The following is a 13224-nucleotide window of genomic DNA, read 5'->3' on the forward strand; positions in this document are numbered from 1 at the left end:
AACATCTCCCATGCCACAGCGAAACGACACGGCCATTTGGTCCGGCCTGTTCCGGATTTCGGCGGAATCCGGTCAGACCCTGCAGGCGCAGATCCGCCAGGCGATCGTCGCCGCCATCCTCGACCGGCAGATCGCGGCTTCCATGCCGCTTCCGTCCTGCCGGATTCTTGCCGAAAAACTCGGCGTGGCGCGCGGCACCGTGGTGCTGGCCTTCCAGCAACTGGTCGACCAGGGCTTCCTGGTGGCGCGCGAGCGCCGCGGCCATTTCGTCAATCCCGAAGTGCTGGCGACGCCGGCCAAGCCGCATCAGAAGGCGCCCGACCAGGCCAACGAGATCGACTGGAAGGCGCGTCGGCAGATCGCGGCGAGCGACATGCCGCCGCCGGCCAAGCACGACAACTGGATCAAGTCGTCATACCCCTTCGTCTATGGCCAATTCGACCCGGCGCTGTTCCCGACCGCCGAATGGCGCGAGTGCAACCGCATGGCGTTGGCGGTGCTCGAAATCCGCAACTGGGCATCCGACATGGTCGACCGCGACGATCCGCTCCTGATCGAGCAGATCCAGGCACGGCTGCTGCCGCGACGCGGCATCTTCGCCAATCCGGACGAGATCATCGTGACGTTGGGCGCGCAGAACGCGCTTTACATGCTGGCGACGCTGTTGATGACCAAGGGCTCCAAGGTGGCGATGGAGGACCCGGGCTATCCCGATGCACGTTCGATCTTCCGGCTGGCCGGCGCCGAGATCCAGCCGGTTCCGGTCGACCACTCCGGCATCGTAACCTCGGCCATTCCCAATGATTCCGGCTTCGTCTTCGTCACGCCCAGCCACCATTGCCCGACCATGGTGCCGCTGTCGGCGGAGCGGCGGCAGGAGCTTTTGGCGCGCGCCAACCGGCACAACCAGATCATCATCGAGGACGGATATGACAGCCAGCTCCTGGACGAGGCGCCGCAGCAGGCGCTGAAGAGCCTCGATCGCTCCGGCCGCGTCGTCTATGTCGGCTCGATGTCGAAGACGCTGGCTCCCGGCCTCAGGCTCGGCTACATCGTCGCCTCGGCCGGGCTGATCTCCGAGCTTCGGGCGCTACGCCGCTTCATGCTGCGCCATCCGCCGGCGAACAACCAGCGCGCCGTGGCGCTCTTCCTGTCGCTCGGCCATCACGAGGCGCTGGTGCGGCGGCTGTCGAGCGCCTTCGACGAGAGGCGCAAGCGTCTGGTCCATGCGATTTCCGCCTTCCTACCGGAGTGGCGCTCGACCGATTCGGCCGGCGGCACGTCGCTCTGGCTCGAGGGGCCGCGCGGCACCGATTCGCGCGGGCTGGCGGAGGCCGCGGCCTCGCGCAGCGTCATCATCGAGCCTGGCGACCGCTTCTTCGACCGCACCGAAAAGCCATCGCGTTTCATGCGCTTGGGCATTTCCTCGATCGCGTTGCAGCACATCGAACCCGGCATCCGCGAACTGGCGACGGCAGCTGGACGCAGGCCGGCAGCGGCCTGATCTCCCTTCCCCGACCGGAGCCTGGCGCATGTGGTGCGGCTCCGGTTCTTTAGCTCCTTGGCATATTCGACGGGACCGGCTGGCACATAGGCTGTGCCAATGCCGGCGGCATAGTCGCTGTGTAGAGGGACGAAGCAGGCCGATGGTGGACCAACCGCCGCGAGTTCCTGCCGATGAAGGTGGAGTGCTTCCATGCCAGTGGCTGTCGAACAGCAGGACACGCCGGCGAACCGTCGTCCACAGCGCTCCGGTCTTCGCGAAACAGGACATGCCATGCGATCAGCTCCTCTGATGGAGGACACCGGACCACGACACCTGGCCATCGAGGGCGGCAGCTACGGGCCGCTGCGCCGGGATGACTGCGAGCGCATCCACGAGGGCGTGCTGACGCTCCTGGAGACGGTGGGTTTCGCCAATGCCATCCCTTCCTGCATAAAGGTGCTGACCAAGGCGGGGGCGGTCCATGGCGACGACGACCGTGTGCGCTTTCCACGCGCGCTAGTGCTCGACACCATCCAGCGGGCGGCACGACATTTCACACTTCATGGCCAGGACGCCAGGCACGACATGGTGGTCCAGGGCAAGCGCGTGCACTACGGCACGGCAGGTATCGCCGTGCACCTGGTGGATCTGGAGAAGCGCGAGTACCGCGAATCCAAGCTGCAGGACATTTATGATGCTGCCCGCATCGTCGATGGGTTGGACAACATCCATTTCTTCCAGCGGCCGATGGTGGCGCGCGACATCGCCGATCCGCTCGAGATGGATTTCAACACGCTCTATGCCTGTGTGATGGGGACATCGAAGCACGTCGGAACATCCTTCACCGTTCGTGAGAACGTGAAGCCGGCGCTTGAAATGCTGTACGCCATCGCCGGCGGCGAGGAGAATTTCCGCGCCCGGCCATTCGTTTCTAACTCTAACTCATTCGTCGTGCCGCCGATGAAGTTCGCCGAGGATGCCTGCGGCGTGCTCGAGGCTTGCGTTGAAGGCGGCATCCCGATCCTGCTGCTCTCGACCGGCCAGTCCGGCACCACAGCACCTGCGGCGATGGCCGGCGCCGTCGTGCAAGCGGTGGCCGAAGTACTGGCCGGCCTGGTCTATGTCAACGCGCTCAAGCCGGGCCATCCGGCGATCTTCGGCGCTTGGCCGTTCATGTCGGACCTGCGCACCGGCGCCATGGCCGGCGGGTCGGCCGAGCAGTCGGTGGCAACGGCGGCCTGCGCCCAGATGGCGCAATTCTACGATCTGCCCGGCGGCTCGGCCGCTGGCATGACGGATTCGAAACTGCCCGACATTCAATCCGGCTACGAAAAGGGCATCACCAATGTGATGGCCGGCCTCTCCGGCCTCAACCTCGTCTACGAGGCGGCCGGCATGCATGCCTCGCTGCTCGGCTTCTGCCTGGAGAGCCTGGTCATCGACAACGACATGCTCGGTCATTGCCTGGGCTGCGCACGTGGCATCGACGTGACTGACGAGGCCCTGTCGATCGACAGCATCGCCGAGGTCTGCCTCAAAGGCCCAGGCCACTATCTCGACAACGAACAAACGCTCAAGCTGATGCAGACCGATCATCTCTATCCCGCCTTCGCCGATCGTTCCTCACCGAAGGAATGGAACGAAAAAGGCCGACCTGATATATTGCTGCGGGCGATCACCGAGAAGAAACGCATTCTTGCCGAACGATTTCCGCGCCACGTGCCAAAACAGGTCGACGACAGATTGCGTGCCCGCTTCGGCAGCCTGATCCACCTGCCGCGCACGCATATGGGCGGCTGACCGGAGACGAGTTCGTGCAGCCATACAGCCACCACCCAGAGCCAATTCCGGACGGAAAACCGCTTCACAGTTTTCCTGGAATTGCCCCAGGACCAACCATCGGGCAGAACGACAAATGACTGCGCATCCTATCCTGCAAGCCCACACCGACGGCGACGCGATCGATCGGCTGGTGGCGTCTCACCGGCCCGGCCACGGCCTGGTGCGTGCCTTCTATCATGACCCGGCGATCTTCGAGCGTGACATGGAACGTGTCTTTCGCCGCCACTGGCATTGCCTGGCCCATGCCAGCGTTATCCCGAACCCCGGCGATTTCGAGCTGTTCAAACTGGGCGATGAGGCGGTCATCCTGACGCGCGGCATGGATGGCACCGTGCATGCCATGCTCAATGTCTGCCGCCACCGCGGCGCCGAGGTCTGCACCAAGGAGAAGGGCAACGCGAAGATGTTCGTGTGTCCCTACCACGCCTGGACCTATTCCAATGACGGGTCGTTGCGCGCTGCCCGCCTGATGCCGAAGGATTTCGACCGCACGGCGCACGGGCTGAAGAAGCTTCATGTCCGCGTTGCCTCCGGGCTGGTTTTCATTTCCTTCGCGGAGACGCCGCTCGATTTCGATCCAATCGAACAGTCGCTGCGCACAAGCTGCGGCCAGTATGGCTGGGGCGACGCCAAGGTGGCGTATCGCCAGTCCTATCCGCTCGACGCCAACTGGAAGCTCGCCGTCGAGAACTATGTCGAATGCTACCATTGCGGGCCGGCGCATCCGGAATATTCGCAGACGCATGCGCTGGAAAAGCCGGCCGAGATGATCGAGCAGCTCAACGCGGCGATGGAGCAGCGCACCTGCGCGCTTGGCATCGAGATCGGCAGCGCCAACCGCTGGCAGAACTCGGCGGCCGGTCAGGAAGCAATCCATACCTTCCGCTATGCGCTCTATGATGGCGTTTCGAGCGGCAGCCAGGATGGCTCGCCGGTGGCCCCGCTGATGGGCCGCTTCACCGACTATGACGGTGGCGTCACCTCCATCCATCTCGGCGGCACGACCTTCCTCGTGTGCTATCCCGATCACGGCATGATCTACCGCTTCATCCCGAAAACGGCGGGCACCTGCGAGATGGAGCTGATCTGGCTGGTGCGCGGCGACGCGGTCGAGGGCCAGGACTACGATCTGGAGAAGCTGACCTGGCTGTGGAAGGTCACCACCCAAGAGGACAAGAGATCATCGAGCACACAGCGCGTGGCGTGCGCTCGCACTATTTCGTGCCGGGGCCGATCGCGCCGATGGAATACAACGAACTGCGCTACATCGGCTGGTATCTTGAGGAGATCAGCCGGGCTTGATCGACTCGGCTGCCGCGGGGGGATCCGGCAGATCTTGCCTGTCGCGTCATTCCGCGCTGAGCCCGTATCGGTCGACGACTTCGGCGTTGATCAGCTTGGCATGCAGCGTCATCAGCACGATCTGTGCGTCGAAGCTGTCGCCGGCCTCAAGTGCCGCCTCGATGCGGCGCTCGGCTTCCAGCGTCCGTTGATGGCCATTGGCTTGCTCGAAGGTTTCGGGACCCGCGATGCAATAGCTGCACAATTGTGCCACCGACGCATAGATGCCCGGCGGCGGCTCGTCGGGCCAGTGATCCTTCATCAGATTGACGATCGTGAGTTTTACCCCCTCCGGCACAAGGGCGGGATGCAGATCGGCGCCGCGCAATGCATCGTCGAGCTGCCTCAAGTCGCCCGAGCGACCGAACATTCCAAGGAAGCCGAGGGAAGAACGCCGTTGCGCCATAATGGTCCAACCGTTCCCAACCAGTTAGGTGGTTCACAAGCGGAATACAAACGCAGCGGCATTCAAAGCGTCGCGTTTAAGTAGATTCAGGCGATGCGCTTCAAGTCCTTGCAGGCATCAGCTACTTACCGCCAGCAACAAGACACCGGCCAGCGCCGATCCGGCAAGCGTCGGCAGCATACCGATCTTCAGCTTCAGAATGGCGATCATCGAGGCACAGGAAAGCAGCGCCGCCCGCCAGTCTATCGATGAAAGCACCGGCACGTCCATTCCAAGCCCAACATTGCGCACTTCACCGAAGATGACGTGCAAGCCGAACCATAGAGCGAGATTCATGATGACGCCAACGACGGCGGCGGTGATCGCACCGAGCGCCGCCGACAGCGCCTTGTTGCCGCGCAGCGCTTCGATGTAAGGCGCGCCAAGGAATATCCATAGGAAACATGGGGTAAACGTCGCCCACAGCGTGAACAGCCCGCCAAACAGTCCGGCAACCAGCGGCGCCAGCAAGCCCGGCTGGCGGAACGCGGCAACGAAGCCGACGAACTGCAAGACCAGGATGAGCGGACCCGGCGTGGTTTCGGCAAGTCCAAGGCCGTCGACCATTTCACCGGGTGCCAGCCAGCCGAAGTACTCGACCGCTGCCTGCGCGACATAGGCAAGGGCTGCGTAGGCGCCGCCGAAGGTGACGACCGCCATGATACTGAAGAAGCCACCGATTTGAGTCCAAACGCTGGCAGGGCCGGTGAAAGCCCAGACCAGCAGAACAGGCCCCAGCCAGATCGGCAGCCAGATCGCCAAAGTGCGCGGCGCGTGCCATCGCGTCGGCCTGACGTGGGTCAGTTCACCGCGCTCGAACATCAGATCCACCGCGCCCTTGATGTCGGGAACATCGCCCTTGCCCTGCGATGCGGCTGAAAAAAATGCCGGCGCACTACGGTTGCCGATCCAGCCTGTCAGGCCGGCAAGCAGGACGATCAGCGGAAACGGCACGTTCAACGCGTAGATGGCGATGAAGGCGGCGAGTGCGATCGACACCATGATCGGGTTTTTCAGCGCGCGTCTGCCGATCCGGATCACCGCCTCGATGACAATGGCGAGCACGGTCGCCTTGACCCCGAAAAACAGCGCCGCGACGAGTGGTACATCGCCATAGAGCGCATAGAGGCTGCTCAGGACGAGCATGACAAGCGCGCCCGGCACGACGAAGAGAATGCCGGCAACAAGGCCGCCGGCCGTTTTGTGAAGCAACCAGCCGATATAGATGGCGAGCTGCTGGGCCTCGGGGCCAGGCAGCAACATGCAGTAGTTCAACGCATGCAGGAAGCGCTGTTCGCCGATCCAGCGCCGTTCCTCGACCAGTTCCTTGTGCATGAGCGCGATCTGCCCGGCCGGCCCGCCAAAGCTGAGCACGCCGATTTTCGCCCAGACCTTCACGGCCTGCCGGAAGCTCGGCACAGCGGGCTCCTGAATCTCCGCCGGCTTTTTCGATAGGACGGCGCTCACGATGGTTTGCCCGCGCTGACTGCGCCGGCGGCCGGCCAGTTATGCGTCTCCTCGGTGGCATCGCGGCACCAGCGGAAGAACATATCATAGAGCAGCATGCCGGCCTCGAGCTGCTCCAGATCGTTGCGAAACATCCGTGACAGGCCAAGCGAGGCGGCCAGGAACCCGGCCGCCTGTGGAACAAGATCGAGGCTCGCAGTATCGGCGGCGCGTATGATCGTGGCCAAGCGATCGAGTGCTTCGGATTTAAGCCCGAACTCCTCGATCATGGTGTCGAAGGTGCAGCGTTCGCCGCGATGGCTCCAGAACACGTTCTCAATGTCGAAAGGCACGGCCTGAAAGCGATCGGCGACGGCCGACACTTCGGCCGGCTCGACGAAGAGAAAGACCGCGTGAGGATCGATGAAGCGCCGAATCAGCCAGGGGCAGGCGATGCGGTCGACCTTCGGGCGCGTACGCGTCACCCAAACGGTGCGGCCCTTGGCATCGCGGGGCGGTATCTTGCGGGCGTCAACGAGAAGCCCCTTGGCATCGCGCCAGTCTTCAAACCCGCCGTCGAGCGATTCGGCGGCAATGCCCTCGTGGCGCAGCCATGCGGCCACGCCTTGCGAGAGCTTTTTTCCCTGTTGGCAGACGACTGTCACTTGCCAGCCGGCGAAGTCGGCAGCCCAGTTCGAGACAGTCCTGAAATCACGCCGATCCGACGCCGGCAGCAGGCGCGGGTCGGCGTTGTAGTCATCGTCGATGCGGACATCGATGATCGCGGGTGCACCCGGCAGACCAATCAGACGGGATAGTTGCGGTACGGTGATGGTTGTTGTCGACGGCATGGCGTCCACCTCCTGGAAAGAGAAGCTTGGACGCGAACATTGGGCTGACGCCTCACGGGGTCGTCGCGATGCACCCCTTGCGATGATCGTGGATTTGTCGCGCTCGCTTGTCAAGCATTGCCGTTCTCGCGGGAGCAATCGCTGTTGACAAATGACCGCGTCCAACCCTGTGCCGGGCATTTCTGCCCATTAGCGGCAGGCTATCGCAGGTGGAAAGCCGAGGCTTTCGCTCTGCGATGTGACCCCACCCCTACCCCTCCTGGCGCTGACCTCGGCAAATTGCCTGCACCGGCGGCTGGCTCATGCGACGGACCCTGGTCAGTGATTGTCCCTCGGCACCCCGCTTGTATGAGCCACATCCTGGTATTTTACCGCCGGCTTCAGCACCATGCCTTCGGAAAACTGGTCGACCATGCCGCGCTGGATTTCCTGCCAGGGCGTCTGGTGCTTCGGATACTGATAGCCGCCATTGTTCTGCAGCTCGGTGCGCCGCCGCGTGATCTCGTCGTCGCTGACGAGGATGTCGGCGGTGCCCTTGCGCAGATCGACGCGGACGCGGTCACCGGTCTTCAGCAGCGCCAGCCCGCCGCCGATGGCGGCTTCCGGCGAGGCGTTGAGGATCGAGGGCGAACCCGACGTGCCCGACTGGCGGCCGTCGCCGATACAGGCCAGCGCGTGGATGCCCTTTTTGATCAGATAGGCCGGCGGCTGCATGTTGACGACTTCGGCGCCGCCCGGATAGCCGATCGGGCCGGCGCCGCGCATGAACAGGATGGTGTGCTCGTCGATGCCTTGTGCCGGATCGTCGATGCGGGCGTGGTAATCCTCGGGCCCGTCGAACACCATGGCGTTGCCCTCGAAGGCTTCGGGGTCCTTCGGGTTCGACAGATAGCGCTCGCGGAACTCGGGCGAGATGCCGCTGGTCTTCATGATCGCCGAATCGAACAGATTGCCCTTGAGATTGATGAAGCCGGCATTGGCTTTCAGCGGCTCGGCAACCGTGCGGATGACGTCGAGGTTCTCGTTGACGGCGCCCCTGCAATTGTCGCCGATGGTCTTGCCGTTAGCTGTCATGGCTTCCGGATAGGGCAGCAGGCCGCCCTTCATCAGTTCGGCGACCACGGCCGGCACGCCGCCGGCATGGTGATAGTCCTCGCCGAGATATTCGCCCGTCGGCTGCAGATTGACGATGAGCGGTATGTTGAGGCCGACCTTCTGCCAATCGTCATTGTCGAGCGGCACGCCGAGATGGCGGGCGATGGCATTGAGGTGGATCGGCGCATTGGTCGAGCCGCCGATCGCCGAGTTGACGACGATGGCGTTCTCGAAGGCCTTACGGGTCATGATGTCGGAGGGCTTCAGATCCTCATGCACCATGTCGACGATGCGCTTTCCGGTCTCGTAGGCGATCTGGCCGCGCTCGCGATAGGGGGCGGGGATAGCGGCCGAGCCCGGCAATTGCATGCCGAGCGCCTCGGCCAGCGAATTCATCGTGGTGGCGGTACCCATCGTGTTGCAATAGCCGGTCGACGGCGCCGAGGAGGCAACGATATCCATGAACTCGTCATAGCCAATCTCGCCGGCCGACAGGCGCTGGCGCGATTCCCAGACGATGGTGCCGGAGCCGGTGCGCTTGCCCTTGTGCCAGCCGTTGAGCATCGGGCCGACCGAAAGCGCGATAGCCGGAATGTTGACGGTGGCCGCGGCCATCAGCATGGCCGGCGTCGTCTTGTCGCAGCCGATGGTGAGGACCACGCCGTCGAGCGGATAGCCGTAGAGCACCTCTACCAGGCTGAGATAGGCAAGGTTGCGGTCAAGTGCAGCAGTGGGCCGCTTGCCGGTCTCCTGGATCGGGTGGCAAGGGAACTCGAAAGGGATGCCACCCATCGAGACGATGCCTTCGCGCACGCGCTTGGCCAGTTCGATGTGATGGCGGTTGCAGGGCGACAGGTCCGAGCCGGTCTGGGCGATGCCGATCAGCGGCTTGCCGGACATCAGTTCGGCCCGCGTCAGCCCGTAATTCAGGTAGCGCTCCAGATAGAGTGCCGTCATGCCCGGATTGTCGGGATTGTCGAACCACTCCTGCGAGCGAAATTTTTTCTTGTGGGTGGGGGCGCCTGCCATCGTGGTCTCCGTATTTGTATGACAAATCGATATGACAACGCGCGGGAGCAGGCAAGGGGCACGCGCCATCCGAATCCGCTCTTTGGTACGAAAGACATACATCTGCCTCCGCGCCAGACGGGATCGTGGTTTGTCAGCCCGCTATCCCGGAGAGTTGGAGCGCGTCGCCGCGGACCCTACCTGACCCTTCCGGCCACCCTCCCCCTCAAGGGGCCCACTTGGGGAGGCACATCCGCATCACTCGAACACGATGCTCGGCACTGCAGCCTCGGCCGCGCCGCGCTCTTCATTGACGCGGTCCCAGACCTTGGCCGCGATGTCGCGATAGATTTTCGCCTCAGCGCCATCCGGCTTGGAGACCACCACCGGCGTGCCGGCATCGGAGCTTTCGCGGATGCCCATCTCGAGCGGCACTTCGCCAAGGAAGGTGACGCCGAGACGCTCGGCCTCGCGGCGGGCGCCGCCATGGCCGAAGATGTCGTAGCGTTTTCCCGTATCGGGGGCGAGAAAATAGCTCATGTTTTCGACGATACCCAATAGCGGCACGTCGACCTTTCTGAACATGTTGAGGCCTTTGCGCGCATCGATCAGGGCCAGGTCCTGTGGCGTCGAGACGATGACGGCGCCGGCCAGCGGCACCTGTTGGGCCATGGTCAGCTGGGCGTCGCCGGTGCCGGGCGGCATGTCGACGACGAGCACATCAAGCGGTCCCCATTCGACCTCGCGCAGCATCTGCGTCAATGCCGACATCACCATCGGCCCGCGCCAGATCATCGGCGTCTCCTCATCGACGAGGAAGCCCATCGACATGACCTTGAGGCCATAATTCTGCATCGGCTTCAGGATCTTGCCGTCGACGGTCTGCGGCCTGCCACGAATGTTGAGCAGACGCGGCATGGAAGGGCCATAAATGTCGGCATCGAGCACCCCGACCCGCAGCCCGTTGGCGGCAAGCCCAAGGGCGATATTGACGGCGGTAGTCGACTTGCCGACGCCGCCCTTGCCGGAAGCGACGGCGATGATCGCTTCGATGCCGGGTACGCCGCGCTTGCCCTGGCTGTGCGAGGCGGGCGCCTGCGGCGCGGGACGCGCAGGTGCGGCCGGCGGAGCGGGCCTCTGAGCCGGTCTTTGCGGAACCGGCGCCTCCATGCCGCCGCCCTTCTTTTCCGCCGTCAACGCGACCACGGCGCCGGCAACACCGGGGATCGCCTTGACGACACGTTCGGCCGCCGCACGCAGCGGTTCCATCTCCTGGGCACGGGCAGCGGGAACGGTGATCGAAAAGAACACCTTGGCATCGGCAATGAAAATCTCGGAAACCAGGCCGAGGTCGACGATATTGCCGGTGAAATCCGGCCCATTGACCGTCTTCAGGCGCTCGATAACGATTTCCTTGGTCACGTTTTCATTGGCGGCGGGCATGAGTTTTTCCTCTACTTTTCCGCTCCAGATAATGCAGTTCCGGAACAGAACCAAGCGATGGACCACCAATTGCAGCGGCGTATCGGGAGGCAGCGAGCATATGACGGCATTTCCAGTGGGAGCAGCCGTCGCCAAATCGTCAGCGCAGCCTATTTCATGAGCATGGAATGACAGCCAGGGAAGGAGACGAATCATGCTCGCAAACAGCAACGCGACGGCCAATCTCGTCGTGAAGGACCTGGCCAAGGCCAGGGCATTCTACGAAGGGGTCCTTGGCCTGAAAGAGGTGCACAATGAAGGTGGCGAACTGATCGTCTATAAAAGCGGCGACACCAGCATCAACGTCTACCGTTCGAACTTCGCTGGGACCAACAAGGCGACGGCTGTGACATGGACGGTCGGCGACGAACTCGGCAAGATCGTTGAGGCATTGAAATCGAAGGGCGTGACCTTCGAGCATTACGACATGCCCGGGCTGACGCTTGAGGGTGACATCCATGTCGGTCACGGCATGAAGGTCGCATGGTTCAGGGACCCGGACGGCAACATCCTGAATCTTGTGGACCGGTAGTCGCCGCGCCAGAGGCGGCTCCAGGCGCCATGATGCTCACATCACCTTGCCAGACCGACCGCGAAGTAGGTGAGAGCCGCGATCGCCGCGGTTGCCGGCAGGGTGACGATCCATGCCACCACGATGTTGCCGGCAATGCCCCAGCGAACGGCGGAGACGCGGCGGGCGGCGCCGACGCCGATGATGGCGCCGGTGATCGTGTGCGTGGTCGATACAGGAATACCGAGCCAGGTGGCGGCGAACAGGGTGATCGCTCCGCCGGTCTCGGCGCAGAAACCCTGCATCGGGTTCAGCCGGGTGATCTTCGAGCCCATGGTGTGGACGATGCGCCAGCCGCCGAGCAACGTGCCCAGCGCCAGCGCCGACTGACAGGTGATGACGACCCACAGCGGCACGTAAAAATTCGCGCCGAGCATGCCTTGCGAATAGAGCAGCACGGCGATGATGCCCATGGTCTTCTGCGCGTCGTTGCCGCCATGGCCGAGCGAATAGAGCGAGGCGGAAAAGAACTGCATAACGCGGAAGGTGCTGTCGACGGCGAACGGCGTCTGCCGCACGAACAGCCAGGAGACCGCGAGGATCAAGACAAGCGCCAGCAGAAAGCCTGCCGCCGGCGATAGCACGATGGCCGCCGTCGTCTTGCCCAACCCGGCCCAGACGATGGCACCGGTGCCTGCCTTGGCAACCCCGGCGCCGACCAAACCGCCGATCAGAGCGTGCGAGCTGCTGGACGGGATTCCGACGAGCCAGGTGACGACATTCCAGACGATGGCGCCGACAAGTGCTGCGAAGATCACTGCCGGCGTGACGATGCTGGCGTCGATGATGCCGGTTCCGAGCGTCTCCGCTACGTGGAGACCGAAGAACATGAAGGCGATGAAATTGAAGAAGGCCGCCCAGAACACCGCATAGTGCGGCCGCAGCACCCGGGTGGAGACGATGGTGGCGATGGAGTTGGCGGCATCGTGCAGGCCGTTGAGGAAATCGAAGAACAGCGCGACGACGACAAGGCCGACCAGCACGGGAAAGGCTATTGCGGCTTCTGACACTATACGTTCTCGATGACGATGCCGCTGATTTCGTTGGCGACGTCCTCGAAGCGATCGACCACCTTTTCCAGCTGGCCGTAAATCTCGCTGCCGATCAGATAGGCCATCGGATCGCTGCGGCCGTGCCGCTTGAACAGGTCCTTCAGGCCCTGCTCGTGCAGGTCGTCGGCCCGGCCTTCGGCGCGCATGACCTCCTCGGCGATGGCGTTGAGGCGCACCGTATGCGCCCCGACCTTGCCGAGCAGCGGGATCGCCTCGGCCACCAACTTGGCGGCCTCGACGATGACACCTCCCATTTCCTGCATCAGCGGGTCGAATTCCTTCTTCTCGAACAGCCTTACCGTCTTGACGGTTTTGTGCATCATATCGATGGCATCATCCATCGACTGGATCAGGTCCTTGATGTCGCCGCGGTCGAAGGGCGTGATGAAGGAGCGGCGCACGGCCAGCAGCACTTCCGCGGTGATCTGATCGGCTTCGTTCTCGAGATCGATGATCGTCTGGCACCAGCGCTCGATGTCGTTGCCCTGCAAAAGCTGCTGCAGTGCCTCGGCGCCGCCGACCACGGTGCGGGAATGCCGCTCGAACAGGTCGAAGAAGCGATCTTCGCGCGGCAAAAGCTTGCGGAACCAGCCCAGCATGTTCGG

10 protein-coding genes and 1 pseudogene are annotated in these 13224 nt (G+C 63.3%); 4 read left to right on the forward strand and 7 right to left on the reverse strand.

What is annotated here, in order from left to right; genetic code table 11:
• The first annotated feature begins 10 nt into the window (after positions 1–10).
• The 3 genes and pseudogenes from pdxR (at position 11) to NKH90_RS07450 (ending at position 4630) form a co-directional block, all read left to right on the forward strand.
• A complete protein-coding gene (gene pdxR / locus NKH90_RS07440; protein ID WP_023676815.1) occupies positions 11–1504 on the forward strand; it encodes a MocR-like pyridoxine biosynthesis transcription factor PdxR in 1494 nt (497 codons plus the stop codon).
• Between the two features lie 192 nt (positions 1505–1696).
• Positions 1697–3286 carry a trimethylamine methyltransferase family protein gene (locus NKH90_RS07445; protein WP_352769179.1) on the forward strand — a complete coding sequence of 530 codons (1590 nt, stop codon included), beginning with the start codon at positions 1697–1699 and terminating at the stop codon, positions 3284–3286.
• Positions 3287–3401: 115 nt separating this feature from the next.
• Positions 3402–4630: pseudogene (locus NKH90_RS07450) on the forward strand (aromatic ring-hydroxylating oxygenase subunit alpha).
• A gap of 46 nt (positions 4631–4676) precedes the next feature.
• Here NKH90_RS07450 and NKH90_RS07455 read toward each other — a convergent pair.
• From NKH90_RS07455 to NKH90_RS07475, 5 genes are all read right to left on the reverse strand, one after another.
• Positions 4677–5075: a hypothetical protein gene (locus NKH90_RS07455; RefSeq protein WP_352469996.1), complete on the reverse strand. Its 399-nt coding sequence runs from the start codon at positions 5073–5075 to the stop codon at positions 4677–4679.
• A gap of 117 nt (positions 5076–5192) precedes the next feature.
• The gene (gene chrA / locus NKH90_RS07460) at positions 5193–6581 is read right to left on the reverse strand and encodes a chromate efflux transporter (protein ID WP_352818465.1); all 1389 of its coding nucleotides are present in this window, start codon (positions 6579–6581) and stop codon (positions 5193–5195) included.
• Complete coding sequence (locus NKH90_RS07465; protein WP_352469994.1) at positions 6578–7411, reverse strand: chromate resistance protein ChrB domain-containing protein; 834 nt, start codon at positions 7409–7411, stop codon at positions 6578–6580. Before NKH90_RS07465 ends, chrA begins: the two co-directional genes overlap by 4 nt.
• 318 nt (positions 7412–7729) lie before the next feature.
• Complete coding sequence (locus NKH90_RS07470) at positions 7730–9535, reverse strand: IlvD/Edd family dehydratase (protein WP_352769176.1); 1806 nt, start codon at positions 9533–9535, stop codon at positions 7730–7732.
• Between the two features lie 237 nt (positions 9536–9772).
• Positions 9773–10957, reverse strand: coding sequence for an Mrp/NBP35 family ATP-binding protein (locus NKH90_RS07475; RefSeq protein ID WP_352577477.1), 1185 nt, complete (start codon positions 10955–10957; stop codon positions 9773–9775).
• Between the two features lie 193 nt (positions 10958–11150).
• Between NKH90_RS07475 and NKH90_RS07480 the strand changes: the two genes are divergently transcribed.
• Positions 11151–11528 carry a VOC family protein gene (locus NKH90_RS07480; protein ID WP_352818469.1) on the forward strand — a complete coding sequence of 126 codons (378 nt, stop codon included), beginning with the start codon at positions 11151–11153 and terminating at the stop codon, positions 11526–11528.
• 41 nt (positions 11529–11569) lie between these two features.
• Here NKH90_RS07480 and NKH90_RS07485 read toward each other — a convergent pair whose 3' ends face one another.
• Together NKH90_RS07485 and NKH90_RS07490 are read right to left on the reverse strand one after the other, a co-directional pair.
• The gene (locus NKH90_RS07485; protein ID WP_352469990.1) at positions 11570–12577 is read right to left on the reverse strand and encodes an inorganic phosphate transporter; all 1008 of its coding nucleotides are present in this window, start codon (positions 12575–12577) and stop codon (positions 11570–11572) included.
• Positions 12577–13218 (reverse strand): DUF47 family protein, encoded by a 642-nt coding sequence (locus tag NKH90_RS07490; RefSeq protein WP_352469989.1) that lies wholly within the window; start codon positions 13216–13218, stop codon positions 12577–12579. Before NKH90_RS07490 ends, NKH90_RS07485 begins: the two co-directional genes overlap by 1 nt.
• Positions 13219–13224: the final 6 nt, after the last annotated feature.

Source organism: Mesorhizobium sp. M0898 (genome assembly GCF_040319695.1).
Lineage (GTDB): Bacteria > Pseudomonadota > Alphaproteobacteria > Rhizobiales > Rhizobiaceae > Mesorhizobium.